This is a genomic window from Streptomyces sp. NPDC058697, assembly GCF_042715345.1.
GTDB classification, from domain to species: domain Bacteria; phylum Actinomycetota; class Actinomycetes; order Streptomycetales; family Streptomycetaceae; genus Streptomyces; species Streptomyces liliifuscus.
Window position 1 is genome coordinate 1 of record NZ_JBHXSU010000020.1, and the last position, 17,851, is coordinate 17,851.

Genomic DNA, 17,851 nt, shown 5'->3' on the forward strand with positions numbered 1-17,851 from the left:
CGGTGGGGGCTGGTCGCGCAGTTCCCCGCGCCCCTAAAAGCGGGGCTGCGCCCCTCGCTTTTGTCTTTTAAGGGGCGCGGGGAACTGCGCGACCAGCCCCCACCGGCCCGCAGACAATGAACCCGCCTACAGCCACCCCTGCTGACGAGCCTCCCGCATGGCCTCCATGCGATTCCGCGTCGCCGTCTTGCCGATCGCCGACGAAAGGTAGTTACGAACGGTCGACTCGGAGAGATGAAGCTTCGACGCGATGTCGGCGACCGTCGCACCGTCCACCGAAGCCTTCAGCACATCGCACTCACGCGCGGTGAGCGGATTCGGCCCGGCACCCAGCGCGGCCGCCGCGAGCGCCGGGTCGATGACCGTCTCACCCGTCAGCACCCGGCGGATCGCCTGGGCCAGCTCCTCCACGGGCCCGTCCTTGACGAGGAAACCCGCGGCGCCCGCCTCCATGGCCCGCCGCAGATAGCCCGGCCGGCCGAAGGTGGTGAGGATCAGCACCCGGCAGTCGGGCACCTCGTCCCGGAGCAGCGCGGCGGCGTCCAGGCCGCTGATGCCGGGCAGTTCGATGTCCAGGAGTGCCACGTCCGGCCGCGACTCCAGGGCCGCGCCCACGATCGCGTCTCCCGTTCCGACCTGTGCCACCACCTGGATGTCCGCCTCCAGGCCGAGGAGGAGGGCGAGGGCGCCCCGCATCATCCCCTGGTCCTCGGCGAGCAGAACGCGGATGGATTTGGCGGGCCGGTAGTCCCGGGGCATCTCGTTCACGCGCTCAGAGTAGGCCGGGGAAGTGCTCCGCCGGGGGTGCGTTGATGGGTGCGGGCCCGGTGGGGGCTGGTCGCGCAGTTCCCCGCGCCCCTTAAAGGCAAGGGCTACCGCCCCCAAAGACGAAAGTGCGGGGGCGCAGCCCCTGCCTTTTGTCTTTAGGGGCGCGGGGAACTGCGCGAGCAACCCCCACCCACCCGCAGCCGAACATCACACCTCAGCGGAGCTATCGGCTGGGCACGCGCTCAGTCGACAGCTCCGGCACACCCATCCGCTCCGCCGGATCCACCGGCAGCTCCGCCACCACCGAAAACCCACCCCGCACACCCGGCCCCGCCTCCAACAAACCCCCCGCCGCCGCAAGCCGCTCGGTCAGCCCCTTGAGCCCGGTGCCGCCGATGCCGGGCACGGGCGACCCCAGCGACCCTGGCCCGCCCGGCGGCGCCACCCCGCGACCGTCGTCCGTGAGGCGGAGCCGGACCCGCTCCGCAGAACCATCCACCGTGATCTCACAACGCCCCGCACCACTGTGGCGCACCACGTTGGTGACCGCCTCGCGGACGACCCAGCCGAGCAGGACCTCGGTCTGGGCGGCGAGCGGCGGCCCGGACTGGCGGACGACCGGTTCGATGCCGGCGGCCCGCAGGGCCGACCCCGCCCGTTCGAGATCCGCGGCGAGGCTGCCCTCGCGGTAGCCGGTGACCGCCTCGCGGATCTCGGTCAGCGCCTGGCGGCCGACGGACTCGATGTCGGAGACCTGGACCAGCGCCGCGTCCATGTCGCGGGGCGCGAGCCGACGGGCCGCCTCCGACTTCACGACGATGACGGAGAGCGTGTGGCCGAGGAGGTCGTGCAGGTCGCGGGAGAAGCGCAGCCGTTCCTTCTCGACGGCCTGGCGGGCCAACTCCTCGCGGGCCGCGCGCAGTTCACGTACGGCGTCCGACAGGGACAGGATCGCCGCGGTCACCATGGTGGACAGGAACGTGCCGTACGCGACGTTCACCGCGCCCCAGCCGTCCCGCAGCCCGGCCACGACACCCGCGAGCGCGCTCAGTCCGATGCCGGTCTTGCCGAGCCACCGCCCGCGGACGATCGCGCCCGCGGCCAGGCCGAGCAGCGGGAAGAAGAGCAGCCAGCTGCCGCCGTACAGGCCGCCGAGGAGACAGGTCACTACGCCGAGGGCCAGCAGCGCGCCCCGGGTGGAGCGGGCCTCGCGGGCCTCCTTGGTGAAGGCCCGGAACACCACATGGATGTAGAGGGAGTTGAAGACGAGGAGGCCGATGCCGCCGATCCACGGGTTAGGGGTCTTGCCCTGGAAGAGGTTGGAGAAGGCGCCCATGCCCATCAGCAGCCAGGGGAGGAGCGCGAAACCGCTGGGCGGCGGGCCCAGGTGCTCCGGGAGCTTCCCGGTCTTCCGTACGGCCTTCTGGTCGGCGGCGAACGCGTCGCGGTCGGCCTTCCAGTCCGTCCGCTTCTCCTGCCACGCGGACATCTGGCAGATGGTCCTTCGCATCCAGGACATGGCTCCAGCCCCCGTTCAGACGGTCCGCGCGGTCCTGCGGTACGAGACCACAGCGTACGAGCCGAAGGCCAGCAGCCAACCGGTCAGTACCAGCACCGCCCCGAGGGCGGGCGCGTGTCCGTCGGCGACCGACGTGCCGAGCTGCGCGAACCGGTTCGTGGGTGTGTAGGAGGACAGCGCCTGGAGCCACCCGGGGAAGAGGCTCAGCGGGAACCACAGGCCGCCGACCACCGCGAGCGTCAGGTTGCACACCATGTTCATCACGCCGGTGGCCTGCGCGGTCAGCCGGTAGCCGTTGCCGAGGCCGAGCAGGGTGAAGGGGATCGAGCCGAGCCACAGCAGCAGCGCGATCACCGCCCACTTCCAGGCGTCGAGCCGTACGCCGTTGACCAGGCCGCCCGCCACGAGGACCGCGACCATCGCGGGCAGTACCGTCACCGCACCCGTGAGAGCCCGGCCCATCACGACCTGGCGAGGGCTCATCGGCGTGATCCGCAGCTGTCGCAGCCAGCCGATGCTCCGGTCCTCGGCGACCCCGCCCCCGGTGTTGAGGGCCGAGCCCATCGCTCCGTACGCGGCCATGCCGATCATGGAGGCGGTCTTCCAGCTGCTGTCCTCGCCGTCGCCGAGGTTCGTGAACAGCAGGTACATCACCACCGGCATCACGACACCGCCGATCACGAAGCCGGCGTCGCGCAGCGTCCGGCGCACTTCGAGCCGCAGATAGTCGAGCATCACACCGTCTCCAGGAAGGTACGGGCAGTACGGGCAGGGGTGTCGGAGGAGGTCAGGGCGAGGAACGCGTCGTCCAGCGAGGCCGGTGCGACCTCCAGGCCGCGTATCGCGCCGCGCTCGGCGAGGGCGATCACCGTCGCGTCCGAGTCGTCGGTGCGCAGCCGCGCCCGGTCCCCGCGCACCTCCACGGAGACCACACCGGGCAGGGCCGCCAGCCCGTCCGGGCCGGCGCCGGCCAGGTCGAAGGCGACGAGGCTGCCGCCCGCCGCCCGCTTGAGCTGCTCGCCGGTGCCGTCGGCGACGATCCGCCCGTGGTCGATGACGACGATCCGGTCGGCGTTGGCGTCCGCCTCTTCCAGATAGTGGGTGGAGAAGAGGACCGTGTGACCGCGCCGCGTGAACGCCCGCATCGAGTCCCAGAAGGCGTACCGCGCCTCCACGTCCAGCGCCGCGGTCGGCTCGTCGAGCACGAGCAGCGCGGGGTTCCCGACCAGCGCGACCGCGAACCGCACCCGCTGCGTCTGGCCCCCGGAGAGCCGGTCCACCCGCCGCCCGGCCAGCTCGGCGATGCCCGCCAGCTCCAGCGCCTCGGCGACGGGCATCGGCGCGGGATACGTACCCGCCACGAACCCGACCAGTTCGCCCACCGTCACCCGCGGCACCGGCCGGCTGTCCTGGAGCATCGCGCCCACGCGCCCCGCCCGTACGGCCTCCTCCGGGGCGGTGCCGAAGAGGCGTACGACGCCCTCGTCCGGCTCGTTCAGGCCCAGCAGGAGCGAGATCGTGCTGGACTTGCCGGCGCCGTTGCGGCCCAGCAGCGCGACCGTCTCGCCGCGCGCGATCTCCAGATCGACCCCGTCGACGGCCCGCACCGCACCGAACGCCTTCACCGCCCCCGCGAAGGAAACGGCCTGGTCCGCGGCCCCGCCCGCCCCGATCTCCGTCGCCGTCCCCGCCGCCGAGTCCCTCGTGTCCGCCATCGTCCCCGTCCCCGTCCTCGTCATGGGTACGACGCTACGAATCCGGGGACCGGCGGGGCAGATGCGCAATGTACGGACTCGGGCAGGACAAATGTCACTGCCGGGCCCGTGCCACCCATCTGACATGCCGTCAGGAGTCTTCACATGTGCCGGGCCCTGAGCTATACAGGTGGTCGCCGGACTGGAACGCGTTCTAGAACAGGCGGGTTCCTCGGCTCAGTGTCGACCTCGGTGCGGCCGACGGTGCGGACGGCCGTACCGGGGTCTTCCCCGCCAGCAGTCAGGAGCCCCATGCCCATCGACGTTGCCCAGGCCCTCGCGGCCGAGCCCCGGTCCGCCGGGATCGCCTGGGGTCACAAGGACGTCCAGCTCTACCACCTCGGCCTCGGCGCCGGCGCGAACCCCGACAAGGACAGCCCCGCGACGGACCCGGACGAGCTGCGCTACACCCTGGAGTCGCGGCTGCACGTGCTGCCGAGCTTCGCCACCGTCGCGGGCGCCGGCTCGCCGGGCGTGATCAACAGCCTCTCCATGCCGGGCATCGACGTGAACCTCGCGCACGTCCTGCACGGCGGCCAGACCGTCACACTGCACCGCCCGATCCCCGTCGAGGGCCGGGCGACCGCCACCGGACGGATCGCGGCCGTCTACGACAAGGGCAAGGCCGCCATCCTCGTCATGCGCACCGAAGTAGCCGACGACGAGGGCCCGTTGTGGACCAACGACGCCCAGATCTTCGTACGCGGCGAAGGCGGCTTCGGCGGCGACCGCGGCCCCTCGGGCCGTCCGGAACCGCCGACAGGCGATCCGGACCGGACAGTCGAGCGCGCGATCCGCGAGGACCAGGCGCTCCTGTACCGGCTCTCCGGCGACTGGAACCCGCTGCACGCCGACCCCGAGTTCGCCAAGCTCGCCGGCTTCGACCGGCCGATCCTGCACGGGCTGTGCACGTACGGGATCACGCTGAAGGCCGTCGTGGACACGGCACTCGGCGGTGACGTCGGCCGGGTCCGCTCCTACGCCACGCGCTTCGCCGGGGTCGTGTACCCGGGCGAGACCCTGCGCATCCGTATGTGGCAGGGGGACGGCACGGTCCGCGTGACGGTGGGCGCCGCCGACCGGGACGACGCACCGGTCCTCGCCGACACCGTCGTCGAGCACAGCTGAGGGATCAGGGACCAGGGACTTACGCACGTTTCCGAGGGGAGCCGCACCATGCGCGCAGCCGTACTGCACGAGATAGGCCAGGACAAGCTGGAGATACTCGACGACGTCGAGGCGACGGGCTTCGGACCCGGCCGGGTGAGGATCCGGGTGCGGGCCACCGGCCTGTGCCACTCGGACCTCTCCGCGATGGCCGGGGTGCTGCCCCAGCCCGCGCCGTTCGTCCCCGGGCACGAAGGGGCGGGCGAGATCCTGGAGGTCGGCGAGGGCGTCACCAACATCAAGCCCGGCGACCGGGTCGTCGTCTGCTGGCTGCCCGCCTGCGGCGCCTGTCCCGCCTGCAAGCGCGGCCAGACCCAGCTCTGCCTCGCCGGGTTCATGAACGCGGGCACGCCCAACTTCAAGCGCCCCGGCGGCGATGTCTTCGGCTTCGCGGGCACCGGGACGTTCACCGAGGAGGTCGTCGTCGACGCGGGCTGCGCCGTGCCGATCCCGGACGACGTGCCCTTCGACATCGCCGCCCTCATCGGCTGCGGCGTCACCACAGGACTCGGCGCCGCCCTCAACACCGCCGACGTGGAAGCCGGTTCGTCGGTCGCCGTCATCGGCTGCGGAGGCGTCGGCATCTCCGCGATCCAGGGCGCCCGGCTCAAGGGCGCCGCCGAGATCGTCGCCGTCGACCCGGTCGCCTCCCGCCGCGAGGCCGCGCTGAAGTTCGGCGCCACCAGGGCCGTGTCACCCGACGAACTCCCCGACGCCAAGCAGACGGTGACCGCGGGCGAGGGCTTCGACTACGTCTTCGAGGTCGTCGGCCGCTCCGCCACCGCCCGCACGGCGTACGACAACACCCGCCGCGGCGGCACGCTGGTCGTCGTCGGCGCGGGCGCCATGGACGACCACCTCCAGCTCAACATGTTCGAGCTGTTCTTCGACGAGAAGCGGATCCTGCCGTCCATGTACGGCGGCGGTGACGTCCTGCGGTCCTACGAGCGGACGGTCGCCCTCTGGCGGGCCGGGCGCATCGACCTGGAGGGGCTGATCACCCACCGGGTGCCGCTGAGCGACATCAACGAGGCGCTCGACCAGATGCGTACGGGCGTGGCGCTGCGTACGTGCATCGAGATCTGACCTCCCGATCCGACCTCGCCATCCTCTGGCCACCGAGCAATCCTCTGGCTACCGACGGCTGAAGGGACCTTGATGTCACTGCCACTTGAGGGCCGGTCCGCGATCGTCACGGGCGCGGGCCGCGGCCTGGGCCGGGCGGAGGCGCTGGAGCTCGCCCGGCTCGGCGCCGCCGTCGTCGTCAACGACTTCGGACAGCCCGGCCGGGACGGCTCCGGCGCCGCGTCCGCCACGCCCGCCGAGGAGGTCGCCGCCGGGATCCGGGCGGCGGGCGGTCGCGCCGTCGCGCACACCGGTGACGTGGCCGACCACCAACAGGCCCGGGAACTCGTCGAGTTGGCGGTCGCCGAGTTCGGACAGCTGGACATCCTCGTCAACAACGCGGGCATCCTGCGCGACCGGATGGTCTTCTCGATGTCCGAGGACGAGTGGGACTCGGTGATCCGGGTCCATCTGAAGGGCCACTTCAACACCACCCACTTCGCGGCCGCGCACTGGCGGGCCCGGTCCAAGGCGGCGGACGCGCCGGTGTACGGGCGGATCGTGAACACCTCCTCGGAGGCGTTCCTCGCGGGCTCCGCGGGACAGCCCAACTACGCCGCCGCGAAAGGCGGAATCGTCGGGCTCACCACCTCGACGGCACTGGCGCTCGCCAAGTACGGCGTCACGGCCAACGTCATCTGCCCGCGCGCCCGGACCCGGATGACGGCGGACGTCTTCGCGGGCTTCCAGGAGCCGACGGGTGACGGGTCGGGGGACCGGCTCGACCCGCTCGCTCCCGAGCATGTCGCCCCGCTCGTCGGCTACTTGGCCTCGCCCGCGGCCGCACACGTCAACGGTCAACTGCTCGTCGTGCACGGCGGGATGGTCGCGGTCGTCGAACGGCCGCGCGTGGCCGCCAAGTTCGACACCAAGCAGGACGCCTTCACGTACGACGAACTCGACGCGCTGCTCACACCGCACTACGCGGACCGGCCGGCGGGGGAGACGTTCGCGGCGGCGGAGGTGCTGGGACTCAAGCACGAGTGACAGGTTGTGCTGTGCTGCCGCCCGCACGGAAAGGCCCCGCCCGACAAGTGTCGGGCGGGGCCGTGTGACGCTCCGGACCTGAGGTCGTCAGGCCGCCGTGTCGCCGTGCTCGGCGGGCTTACGGTGCCGGCCGCGAGGGGTCGCCTCGCCCTCCTGCGCGGAGACGGGCCCCCGGTGCCGGCCGTGGCCACCGTCGTCTGCTGCCTGGGCCACCGTCGCCCGCGGGTCGGTGACCGTCGTCTCCATGGTGTTCGTGTCGCTCATGTGGAAATTCACCCCGTGTCAACAAGATCCTTCGGTACAGCGCGGGCGAGTCTAACGGGCGGGTGTGACAGTGCTGAGGGGTGGTTGGGGCTACTCGGTGGTCACTTTGAGGGGCGCGGGAGGGGACGCCGTTTCGGCACTCACCCGGAGCGCGCGGAGGGCCGGCGGGCACTCGGTACTCACCTGCTCGATGAGGAGTGGGTTCACCGCCTGGACCGGCGGCTGGACCGTCGGCTGGACCATGGCCTGGACTGCTGGGCGAATGCTTTCAGCGGGAGCCCAGCCGGTCCCCTCGGCGGCCAGGGGACCGGGGCTCTCCGGGTCGATCGGAGCCAGGAGAAGAGTGCTCTCCGTGTCCGCCGGGACCATGCAGAGGGGGCTTCCGGCAACTGCGTCACCGACGCCTTCGACGGGCGCACGGTCCGCGTGCTCGGCGGCCGAGTAGCCTGCGCCGGCCGCACCCACCTGCCCCGTGCCTTCGACGGCGGTCCAGCCCGCACCGACCTGCCCCGTGTCCTCGATGGCAGTCCAGCCTGTGCCCTCTCTGCGGGCCGGCTCCGGGCGCTCCGGGGAGGCGGCGGCCCAGTCCGTGCTGCCCGCCGTGCCCGTGCCCGTGCCCGTGTTCGTGTTCGTGTTCGTGCCAACCGGCCCCGTACCAGGGCCAGTTGGCCGTCCCGCCGCCGGTCCCGCCCCCTGTGCCAGCCGGCGGCCCGCGAACGCGTTGGCCATCGGGCGTCCCGTGAGCGGGGCCTGTTGGAGCGGTACGGGACGGGCCGCCGTGGGCTCCGGGGGACCCGTGACCGACGGCCCCCTGGGCGCGTCCCCCCGCGCCTCAGCCGTACGGTCCGGATCCCCCGGGCCCCCGTCCCCCGACCCCGTGGGTGCTCCGACCCGTGACACGCCGCACGGCACCGCCCCCGTCGCGTACGGCAGATGGAGCACCCCGTCCCTGGTCCATTGGCCCGAGCCCGCCAACCAGCCGTCGGGCGCGGGCAGTTGGTGGACGTGCCGCTCGGCGGGACGCCACACGCCGAGCCAGCTGCCCAAGGGGCCGCCGATCCGCAGGGCCACCGCGCAGCTCTCCGGGGTGAGCACCTGACCCGGCTGGATCGCGAACGGGGCGACCGCGCGGCCGGGCAGTTGCAGGTACTCCGGGAAGCGCACCGGCAGCGTGCTCCCCAACACGCCCCAGCCGAGCCGCTCCTGGCCGGGAGACGGCGCGTCCGAGCGGATCAGGAGCAGCCCGCTGTCGGCGTCCGCGAGCAGCAGCCGGTCGTTGCTCCGCTCGGAGATCTGCAGCAGCGGCGACACCTCGCCCCCGCGCTCCAGATCGACCACGACCGTCTTGGTCCGGCCGTCCAACTCCCGGTCCAGCGCCAGCAGTCGGTCCCCGCCGCCCAGCCACACCCCGCCCGAGCAGCGGCCCGGTACCTCCGCGAGATGCTCGGGCCCGAAGGCGCCGCCCGCGACCAGCCACACGGCCGTCGAACTCCGGCCCACGGCAAGGGCGTACGCACGCGTGCCGGCCGGAGCGGGCGGCAGCAGCCGCAACTCCGTGCCCACGTCCGGGCATTCGACCGCGCCGAGCAGTACCTCACCCGTCCCCGGGCCCGTCGGATACAGCAGCGAGAACGTGTGCCGTCCGTCGACGAGACGGTGGATGAGCACCCGCCCGTCCGCCATCGGCAGCACCTCCGTGCCGGGCTCCTCCGGCTGGTTGCCGGGCAGTGGCACGGCGTACGGCTCGGGGCCGTCCAGTGTCCAGCGCTCCGGGAACCAGGAGTCGCCGCTCCGGGCCAGGCGGGCCGCGTACGACCCGTCGACGGTGATCACGCACCTTGCTCCCGCGGCCCATTCGTTCTCGTTCACCGCCGCGGACGATGGGGTTCCCCCCTGCTCGAGCGAAGTCGAGACCTCGGGGGAGGCACAGGCCGTCATCGTTCGGTCACCTCCGGCCACGAAACCTAGTTTTCGCACGCACAGGCGTGGGACCCGCAGGTGACCGCTTCACACATAAGAGTGGCCAGTTTCTGATTCACCTGAGGGAACGGGGGCGTGTGTGCTGAGCGGGAGTGGGGCGGTTTATGGTTAGGGCTGCCTAAGTGGCGCTTGAGCGTTGCCTGTGGGGTTCCTGGGATTCCTGAGTTCCCCGCCGGGTTCTCGCGCGCTACCGAGGTGCGGGTCCGGGTCCGTCTCGGCCCCGATCCTGGACCTCAACCCGAACATGAACCACCGGAGTGTGTGCCTGATGTCCCTACGACGCCGCGGTTCCGCCGCCGTCGCCCTCGCCGTGGCGGCCGCTCTCTCGCTCGCCGCCTGCGGGTCGGGCGACGACTCGGACTCGGGTTCCGGCTCCGGCTCCGGAAAGTCCGACAACGGCGCCGGCAGCAAGTCCGTCGCCACCGGAGGCGAGGACTTCGCGAAGGCGGCCGTGGAGACGGCCAGGATGGGGACCACGGCCAGGGCCGGCGAGTTTCCGCGCACGATCGAGCACGCGATGGGCGAGACCGAGCTGAAGGCCCGGCCCAAGCGCGTGGTCGTCCTCGACGTCGGCGAGCTCGACAACGTGGTCTCCCTCGGCGTGCAGCCGGTCGGCTGGGCGCCCACCGAGGGCTCGGCAGGCATTCCCTCGTACCTGAAGAAGGATGCGGGCAGCCCCAAGGACATCGGCACGATCAACGCCCTCAACCTGGAGGCGATCGCGGGCCTGAAGCCCGACCTGATCCTCGGCAGCGAGCTGCGCGCCGCCAAGCTCTACCCGCAGCTCTCCAAGATCGCCCCCACCGTGTTCTCCATCCGTCCGGGCTTCACCTGGAAGGAGAACTACCTGCTCAACGCGGCCGCGCTGGACAGGACGGCCGAGGCGAAGACGCAGCTCGCCGCGTACGAGAAGAAGGCCAGGGCCCTCGGCGACGAGATCGGCCCCGACAAGCCGACCGTCACCATGCTCCGCTACCTGCCGGGCATGATCCGCCTCTACGCGAAGGCGTCCTTCATCGGCACGATCCTTGAGGACGTCGGCATCCCGCGCCCCAAGAACCAGCAGATCAACGACCTCGCGGCGGAGATCAGCCCGGAGCGGATCGATGACGCCGACGCCGACTGGATCTTCACCGGCGTCTACGGCGACGCGAAGAAGACCGACCGCGCCACCGCCGAGGACAACCCGCTCTGGAAGAAGCTCGGCGCGGTGAAGGACGGCCAGGCCAAGGACGTACCCGACGAGACCTGGTACCTCGGCCTCGGCGTCACCGCGGCCGACAAGGTCCTCGACGACCTCAAGGGCTTCCTCGCCAAGTAGTCGGGACGGAACGAGGCGGGACAGGGGGGGGCGGGACGGGGCGGGCCATCGGTCGATCGAACCGCCCGAAGTGGGGTCGCCCGGTCACAGCTGGTCAAGTAGCCCGCGACCGGTGGGGCACGGACACAAGGCAGGTAGCCTTTTGTTCGTGCCCCGTCTGTCTGAAGTCATCGCCGCGCTCGACGCTCTCTGGCCCCCCGCGAGCGCGGAGGACTGGGACGCGGTCGGGACGGTCTGCGGAGACCCCGACCAGGAGGTCTCCCGCGTACTCTTCGCCGTCGACCCGGTCCAGGAGATCGTGGACGAGGCGGTGAAGCTGGACGCCGACCTGCTGGTCACCCACCACCCGCTCTATCTGCGCGGTACGAGGACGGTCGCGGCCTCGACCTTCAAGGGCCGCGTCGTGCACACCCTCATCAAGAACGACATCGCGCTGCACGTCGCCCACACGAACGCCGACCGCGCCGACCCGGGCGTGAGCGACGCCCTCGCCGGAGCCCTGGACCTCCGCGTCGTACGCCCCCTCGTGCCGGACCCCGCCGACGCCGACGGCCGCCGGGGCCTCGGCCGGGTCTGCGAGCTGGACCATCCGCTGACCGTCCGCGAGTTCGCCGCCCGCGCCGCCGAACGGCTGCCCGCCACCGCGCAGGGCATCCGCGTCGCGGGCGACCCCGAGGCGCTGGTGCGGACCGTCGCGGTCAGCGGCGGCTCCGGCGACAGCCTCTTCGCCGACGTACGCGCGGCCGGCGTGGACGCCTTCCTCACCGCGGACCTGCGCCACCACCCGGCGGCAGAGTTCATTGCGGATCACACCCACAGTCCCCTCGCGCTGCTCGACGCGGCGCACTGGGCCACCGAGTGGCCCTGGTGCGAGCTGGCCGCCGCCCAGCTCGACGAGATTTCCGACCGTCACGGCTGGGACCTGCGGGTCCATGTCTCGAAGACGGTCACCGACCCGTGGAACTCCCACTCCCCTTCACCTGGAGCCCCCAACTGAACGCCGCGCCCGCCGACCAGATCCGACTTCTCGACGTCCAGTCCCTCGACGCCCGCCTGCAGCAGCTCGCGCACAAGCGGAGGTCGCTGCCCGAGCACGCCGAGATCGAGTCGCTGACCAAGGACCTCACGCAGCTGCGGGACCTGCTCGTCGCCTCGCAGACCGAGGAGAGCGACTGCTCCCGCGAGCAGACCAAGGCGGAGCAGGACGTCGACCAGGTGCGCCAGCGTGCCTCCCGCGACCAGCAGCGCCTCGACTCGGGTGCCGTGACGTCCCCCAAGGACCTGGAGAACCTCCAGCGGGAGATCGCGTCCCTCGCCAAGCGCCAGGGTGACCTGGAGGACGTCGTCCTGGAGATCATGGAGCGCCGCGAGTCCGCGCAGGAGCGGATCGCCGAACTGACCGAGCGGGTCTCGTCCGTCCAGTCGAAGATCGACGACGCGACGGCCCGCCGGGACGCCGCGCAGGAGTCCCTCGACGGCGAGGCCGCCAGCGCGACGAAGGAGCGCGAGGTCATCGCGGGCTCCGTCCCCGCCGACCTCCTCAAGCTCTACGAGAAGCTCCGCGAGCAGCAGGGCGGCGTCGGCGCGGCCCGCCTCTACCAGCGCCGCTGCGAGGGCTGCCGCCTGGAGCTCAACATCACCGAGGTGAACGACGTCAAGGCGGCGGCCCCGGACACGGTCCTGCGCTGCGAGAACTGCCGCCGAATCCTGATCCGCACGTCGGAGTCGGGCCTGTAGGCGTTTGTACGGGCCTTTCGAGACCTGTTCCGGTCTGTAAGGAGCTTCGGCTTGCGCGAGTTGATCGTCGAGGCGGACGGGGGTTCCCGGGGAAACCCGGGGCCCGCGGGCTACGGAGCCGTGGTCATCGACGCGGCGACGGGGGAGACGCTGGCCGAGACGGCGGAGTACCTCGGCGTCACCACGAACAACGTCGCCGAGTACAGCGGCCTGGTGGCGGGCCTCCGCGCGGCCCGCGACCTCGACCCCACGGCCACCGTGCGGGTCCGCATGGACTCCAAGCTCGTAGTCGAGCAGATGTCCGGCCGCTGGCAGATCAAACACCCCGCGATGCGCCCCCTGGCAGCCGAGGCCCACGCCATCCTCCCGGCCGACCAGGTCACATACGAGTGGATTCCCCGAGCGCAAAACAAGCACGCGGACCGCCTGGCCAACGAGGCGATGGACGCGGGGAAGAGGGGCGAGCAGTGGTCGCCGTCGACAGCGGACGCGAGGTCAGCGCCCCGTAAGGGGCGCGGGGAACTGCGCGATCAGCCCCCACCGGCCGGCAGCCGGACGACTTCCGCCGGCACAACCGACGTACGCTCCACTCCGGAAGCGCCGGGCCCGGTGGCGCCCCTTAAGGGGCGCGGGGAACTGCGCGATCAGCCACATCCGACCCGCAGCCGAACAACTCCCGCCACCCCCCACACCAACGACATCCGAGCCGCACGCAACGTGGCCTCCGAGGCACCGACCGCCGCCGGAGCCGCACCACCAGACCTCGGCACCCCCACCACCTTCGTACTGCTCCGCCACGGCGAAACCCCCCTGACCCCCCAGAAGCGGTTCTCCGGAAGCGGCGGCAGCAACCCCGCCCTGTCGGAAACGGGCCGCCACCAGGCCGACCGCGTCGCAACAGCGCTGGCCGCCCGCGGGACCGTACAGGACATCATCTCGTCCCCCCTCGCCCGCTGCCGCGAAACCGCAGAGATCGTCGCCGCCCGGCTCCGACTGGACGTACGGATCGAGGACGGGCTCCGCGAGACGGACTTCGGGGCCTGGGAGGGACTGACGTTCGCCGAGGTCCGCGAGCGGTACCCGGACGACATGACCGCCTGGCTGAGCTCCCCGGACGCCGAACCCACCGGCGGCGGCGAGAGTTTCGAGGCGGTGGCCCACCGGGTGGGCGCGGCCCGCGACAAGCTGCTCGCGGCGCACACCGGCCGCACGGTACTGCTCGTCTCCCACGTCACGCCCATCAAGACCCTCGTACGGCTGGCCCTGGGTGCCCCGCCGGAGGCCCTGTTCCGCATGGAACTGTCGGCGGCGTCCCTGTCGGTGGTTGCGTACTACGGGGACGGCAATGCGAGCGTGCGTCTCCTCAATGAGACGTCAGCGTTGCGCTAGAGCGGGGGTTGGGCTCGGGTGGTGGGTCGGCTGCGGGCCGGTGGGGGCTGGTCGCGCAGTTCCCCGCGCCCCCAAAAACAAAGACGGCGCGCCTCAGCTCGGGGCGTGTCCCAAGCTCGCGGCCTCCCTCGCCAGAGTCTCCACCCGCGCCCAGTCCCCACCCGCTATCGCGTCAGCGGGCAGCATCCAACTCCCGCCCACGCAAAGGACGTTGGACAGGGCCAAGTACTCCGGTGCGACGGCCGGCCCGATGCCCCCCGTCGGGCAGAAGCGGGCCTGGGGGAGCGGCCCCGCCAGGGACTTGAGGTACGCCGTACCGCCGGCGGCCTGGGCCGGGAAGAACTTCATGTCGCTCACGCCCCGCTCCAGCAGCGCCACGACCTCCGACGTCGTGGAGACCCCCGGCAAGAACGGCACCCCGGACGCTTTCATGGCATCAAGCAGTACGTCCGTCCAGCCCGGGCTCACCAGGAAGCGCGCCCCGGCGGCCACCGACTGGGCCACCTGTTCCGGCGAGATGACCGTGCCGGCCCCGACCACCGCATCCGGAACCCCGTCGGCGATCGCCCGGATCGCGTCGAGTGCCACCGGCGTCCGCAGCGTCACCTCGATCGCGGGCAGCCCGCCAGCGACGAGCGCGCGGGCCAGCGGCACGGCGTCCGCGACGTCGTCGACGACGACCACGGGCACGACGGGCGCCAGTTCGAGCACGGACGAGGACAGCGGTGAGGAGGACCGCGGTGAGGAGGACAGCGGTGAGGAGGGCAGGGGCGAGACCATGCGCTCATCCTGCCCGCGCCCCGCAGCATGCGCAAAGCCCGTTGCGTATGCTGCAATAGGCGACTCGCGAGCCCAGCGAACCCTTCGTGCTCAGCAAGGGGTAGCCCCGCCCGCTCAGTGAATCTCGTCCACCAACACGTCCAGCATCCACGCCCGCCCAGCCCCCGCAGGAGCCCCCGTCTCCACCACGTACCCGAGATCCCGCAGCGCCTCCACCAGCTCCGCGGGCCCCGAAGGCACGGCACCGGACTGCATGAGGCTGCGGACGATGCGGCCCTTGGTCGCCTTGTTGAAGTGGCTGACGACCTTCCGGGTCGGCGCGTGCAGCACCCGTACGCTCGCCGTGCGCCCCGCGACCTCCCCCTTCGGCTTCCACGCGGCCGCGTACGCCGAGGACCGCAGGTCGAGCACGAGGCCGCTCCCCGCCGCCTCGGGCAGCACGGCGGCCATCGGCGCCCGCCAGTGCGCACCCAGCGCGCCGAGCCCCGGCAGCTTCACGCCCATCGAGCAGCGGTACGAGGGAATCCGGTCCGTCACCCGCACCGCACCCCACAGCCCCGAGAAGACGAGCAGCGAGCGCGTCGCCCGCCGCTTGGCGGCCGTGTCGAGCGAGGCCAGGTCGAGGGCGTCGTACAACACCCCCGTGTAGATCTCCCCGGCAGGCCGCGCCCCCGCGGTCCGCAGCTCTGTGTTCTTGGCGACCTCGCCGCGCAGGCCCTCGCTCAGTCCGAGCACCTCGCGGGCCTTCTCCTCGTCGCCCGCGCAGAGTTCGACGAGCTCCTCGAACACCGCCTGCCGCGCCTCGGCGAGCCCCGGCAACGACAACGACTCCGGCTTCAACGGCGCGCCCCGCCCGGAGGGAGCCTTTCCTTCGGACGGCGGCAGCAGCACAAGCACGGCGGTTCTCCCTGGGGCGTTCGGTACGTGAGAGGGGTACGCGCAAGCCTACGGGGTGCCGCTCGCCCCACCCCGCCATACGCTCGCCCTATGCCCCGCCGCCAGATACGTGTGACCGGCGCAGCCGAGGCGCCCCTGCGGGCCGCGCTGCGCGCACTGCGCACCGAACTCGACGTACCCGAGGCCTTCGGGCCGCAGGTGCTCGCCGAGGCGGAGCGGGCCGCCCGTGAACCCACGCTTCCGGCGTACGACGCGACGGACATCGCCCTCTTCACCATCGACCCGCCGACGTCCACCGACCTCGACCAGGCGATGCACCTGTCCCGCCGCCCGGACGGCTACCGCGTGCGGTACGCCATCGCCGACGTCGCGGCTTTCGTCGTACCAGGCGGTCTCCTGGACGCGGAGGCACACCGCAGGGTCACGACCCTCTACTTCCCGGACGAGAAGATCCCCCTCCACCCGCCGGTGCTGAGCGAGGGTGCCGCGAGCCTGCTGCCCGGCCAGACCTGCCCGGCCGTCCTGTGGACCATCGACCTGGACGCCGACGGCAGTCCCACGGCCACCGACGTCCGCCGCGCCCTCGTCCGCAGCCGCGCCAAGCTCGACTACGCGTCCGTGCAGAAGCAACTCGACGCAGGCACCGCCGAGGAACCGCTCGCCCTCCTCAAGGACATCGGAATCCTGCGCGAACAACGGGAAGTGGCCCGCGGCGGCATCTCCCTCAACGTCCCCGAGCAGGAGATCACCGAGCGCGACAGTGCGTACGAACTCGCCTACCGCGCCCCGCTGCCCGCCGACGGGTGGAACGCGCAGATCTCCCTCCTCACGGGGATGGCCGCGGCCGAGCTGATGCTCGCGTACGGCACGGGCGTGCTGCGGACGCTCCCGGCTGCGCCCGACGGCGCGGTCGGCCGGCTGCGGCGTACCGCGCGGGCGCTGCGCATCGACTGGCCGCACCACGTCTCGTACGCCGAGCTGATCCGTACCCTCGACCCGCACCTGCCCCACCACGCGGCCTTCCTCCAGGAGTGCACGACGCTGCTGCGCGGCGCGGGCTACACGGTCTTCCGGAGCGGCGTCACCCCGGACCTCACCACCCACGCCGCCGTGGCCGCGCCCTACACGCACTGCACGGCCCCGATCCGGCGCCTGGTCGACCGTTACGCGTCGGAACTGTGTCTGGCCGCGGCAGCCGGGGACGAACCGCCGGAGTGGGTGCTCGCCGCCCTCGACGACCTGCCGAAGCGGATGGCCGAGGGCACCCGCCGCGCGGGCACGGTCGAGCGCGAGTGCGTCGACATCGTCGAGGCGGCGCTGCTCAAGGACCGCGTCGGCGAACTCTTCGACGGCACCGTCGTGGACGTACAGGAACGCGAACCCACCGTGGGAACAGTCCAGTTGGAGTCCCCCGCCGTCGTCGCCCGCATCAAGGGCGAGGCGGGGGCCGCGAGGCTGCCGCTGGGGGAGCGGCTGCGGGTACGGCTCACCCAGGCGGACCCGGGCTCGGCGAAGGTGCTGTTCGCTCCCGCGTGAGCTCTTGAACTGGCTCCAGCGCTGTGCGTATCTCCCGTACCAGCGCCTCGGGTTCGTCCGCGTGGAAGCGGATCGTGGTTACGTCCTTGGGGCGCCCGAGGAAGGTGAAGTGCCGTACGGGGGAGGAGAGTTCGAGTGTGATCGTGGTCTGCGCGCCGATGGCCAGGTCGAGCCGGCCGTCGAGCTTCTCGTGCGTGGTGACCAACTCGCGGCGTACGGAGGCGATCGAGGCGAGCGGCACGCGAACGTCGACGTGCGCGGCGCGGCGGATACGCAGGGCGGCTTTCTCTCCCGTGTCGTTGAGCACGTGCGGACGGGTCACGGACGCCGCGTGCATGCCGACGATCAGGAGCAGCGTGTAGACGTCGAGCGTGAACACGACCCGGTGGACGGCGGGATGGTTCCGCAGGAGCACCGCCATACAGGCGCTTTCGAGGACGGACACGAACCCGAAGCCGAACATCATCGCGCCCTGGCCGCGACCGTACGAGAAGGCCCGTCCGCGCCCGATGCCGTGCGGCCGCCGGGCCACCCACCGGGCGATGCTCGCCAGCAGCCGCACTTCGTGGGCGACGAGCCGCCGGATGATCCGTACGGTCCGCATGGCGCCGGTCGTCGGCGTGCCGC

The 17,851-nt window shown here is 72.0% G+C and carries 16 protein-coding genes and 1 pseudogene; 8 read left to right on the top strand and 9 right to left on the bottom strand.

Annotated features, from left to right (window positions below; all coding sequences use genetic code 11):
• Nucleotides 1–126: 126 nt before the first annotated feature.
• The 4 genes from ACFWXQ_RS34410 to ACFWXQ_RS34425 form a co-directional block, all read right to left on the bottom strand.
• Complete coding sequence (locus ACFWXQ_RS34410) at nt 127–759, bottom strand: response regulator (RefSeq protein ID WP_383952011.1); 633 nt, start codon at nt 757–759, stop codon at nt 127–129.
• Between the two features lie 232 nt (nt 760–991).
• Entirely contained in the window at nt 992–2,287 is a 1,296-nt protein-coding gene (locus ACFWXQ_RS34415; RefSeq protein ID WP_383951985.1) for a sensor histidine kinase, read from the bottom strand.
• A 15-nt stretch (nt 2,288–2,302) separates the two neighbouring features.
• Entirely contained in the window at nt 2,303–3,022 is a 720-nt protein-coding gene (locus tag ACFWXQ_RS34420; RefSeq protein WP_383951987.1) for an ABC transporter permease, read from the bottom strand.
• Nucleotides 3,022–4,026, bottom strand: a complete 1,005-nt coding sequence (locus tag ACFWXQ_RS34425; protein WP_383951989.1) for an ABC transporter ATP-binding protein — start codon at nt 4,024–4,026, stop codon at nt 3,022–3,024. Before ACFWXQ_RS34425 ends, ACFWXQ_RS34420 begins: the two co-directional genes overlap by 1 nt.
• Nucleotides 4,027–4,293: 267 nt before the next feature.
• On the opposite strand from ACFWXQ_RS34425, the gene ACFWXQ_RS34430 reads away from it, so the two are divergent.
• The 3 genes from ACFWXQ_RS34430 to ACFWXQ_RS34440 all read left to right on the top strand — a co-directional run bounded on the left by ACFWXQ_RS34430 (nt 4,294) and on the right by ACFWXQ_RS34440 (nt 7,320).
• Nucleotides 4,294–5,169: a MaoC/PaaZ C-terminal domain-containing protein gene (locus tag ACFWXQ_RS34430; protein WP_383951991.1), complete on the top strand. Its 876-nt coding sequence runs from the start codon at nt 4,294–4,296 to the stop codon at nt 5,167–5,169.
• Between the two features lie 48 nt (nt 5,170–5,217).
• Nucleotides 5,218–6,294: a Zn-dependent alcohol dehydrogenase gene (locus tag ACFWXQ_RS34435; RefSeq protein ID WP_383951993.1), complete on the top strand. Its 1,077-nt coding sequence runs from the start codon at nt 5,218–5,220 to the stop codon at nt 6,292–6,294.
• 72 nt (nt 6,295–6,366) lie between these two features.
• Nucleotides 6,367–7,320: a 3-oxoacyl-ACP reductase gene (locus tag ACFWXQ_RS34440; RefSeq protein ID WP_383951995.1), complete on the top strand. Its 954-nt coding sequence runs from the start codon at nt 6,367–6,369 to the stop codon at nt 7,318–7,320.
• Nucleotides 7,321–7,407: 87 nt separating this feature from the next.
• On the opposite strand, the gene ACFWXQ_RS34445 is transcribed toward ACFWXQ_RS34440, so the two are convergent.
• A complete protein-coding gene (locus ACFWXQ_RS34445; protein WP_383951997.1) occupies nt 7,408–7,584 on the bottom strand; it encodes a hypothetical protein in 177 nt (58 codons plus the stop codon).
• A 732-nt stretch (nt 7,585–8,316) separates the two neighbouring features.
• Nucleotides 8,317–9,522: pseudogene (locus ACFWXQ_RS34450) on the bottom strand (hypothetical protein); the annotation flags it as partial.
• A gap of 310 nt (nt 9,523–9,832) precedes the next feature.
• On the opposite strand from ACFWXQ_RS34450, the gene ACFWXQ_RS34455 reads away from it, so the two are divergent.
• From ACFWXQ_RS34455 to ACFWXQ_RS34470, 4 genes are all read left to right on the top strand, one after another.
• A complete protein-coding gene (locus ACFWXQ_RS34455) occupies nt 9,833–10,885 on the top strand; it encodes an ABC transporter substrate-binding protein (RefSeq protein ID WP_383951999.1) in 1,053 nt (350 codons plus the stop codon).
• A 148-nt stretch (nt 10,886–11,033) separates the two neighbouring features.
• On the top strand, nt 11,034–11,882 hold the full coding sequence (locus tag ACFWXQ_RS34460) for a Nif3-like dinuclear metal center hexameric protein (RefSeq protein WP_383952001.1): 849 nt from the start codon (nt 11,034–11,036) through the stop codon (nt 11,880–11,882).
• On the top strand, nt 11,879–12,622 hold the full coding sequence (locus ACFWXQ_RS34465; RefSeq protein WP_383952013.1) for a zinc ribbon domain-containing protein: 744 nt from the start codon (nt 11,879–11,881) through the stop codon (nt 12,620–12,622). The genes ACFWXQ_RS34460 and ACFWXQ_RS34465 overlap by 4 nt, the downstream gene beginning before the upstream one ends.
• Before the next feature lie 51 nt (nt 12,623–12,673).
• Nucleotides 12,674–14,011 (top strand): bifunctional RNase H/acid phosphatase, encoded by a 1,338-nt coding sequence (locus tag ACFWXQ_RS34470; protein WP_383952003.1) that lies wholly within the window; start codon nt 12,674–12,676, stop codon nt 14,009–14,011.
• Between the two features lie 93 nt (nt 14,012–14,104).
• Here ACFWXQ_RS34470 and eda read toward each other — a convergent pair whose 3' ends face one another.
• Complete coding sequence (eda, locus tag ACFWXQ_RS34475) at nt 14,105–14,791, bottom strand: bifunctional 4-hydroxy-2-oxoglutarate aldolase/2-dehydro-3-deoxy-phosphogluconate aldolase (protein ID WP_383952005.1); 687 nt, start codon at nt 14,789–14,791, stop codon at nt 14,105–14,107.
• A 114-nt stretch (nt 14,792–14,905) separates the two neighbouring features.
• Complete coding sequence (gene yaaA, locus ACFWXQ_RS34480; protein ID WP_383952007.1) at nt 14,906–15,688, bottom strand: peroxide stress protein YaaA; 783 nt, start codon at nt 15,686–15,688, stop codon at nt 14,906–14,908.
• Nucleotides 15,689–15,778: 90 nt separating this feature from the next.
• On the opposite strand from yaaA, the gene ACFWXQ_RS34485 reads away from it, so the two are divergent.
• Nucleotides 15,779–17,224, top strand: coding sequence for an RNB domain-containing ribonuclease (locus tag ACFWXQ_RS34485; RefSeq protein ID WP_383952009.1), 1,446 nt, complete (start codon nt 15,779–15,781; stop codon nt 17,222–17,224).
• On the opposite strand, the gene ACFWXQ_RS34490 is transcribed toward ACFWXQ_RS34485, so the two are convergent.
• Complete coding sequence (locus ACFWXQ_RS34490; protein ID WP_386270001.1) at nt 17,175–17,828, bottom strand: hypothetical protein; 654 nt, start codon at nt 17,826–17,828, stop codon at nt 17,175–17,177. The genes ACFWXQ_RS34485 and ACFWXQ_RS34490 overlap by 50 nt on opposite strands.
• Nucleotides 17,829–17,851: the final 23 nt, after the last annotated feature.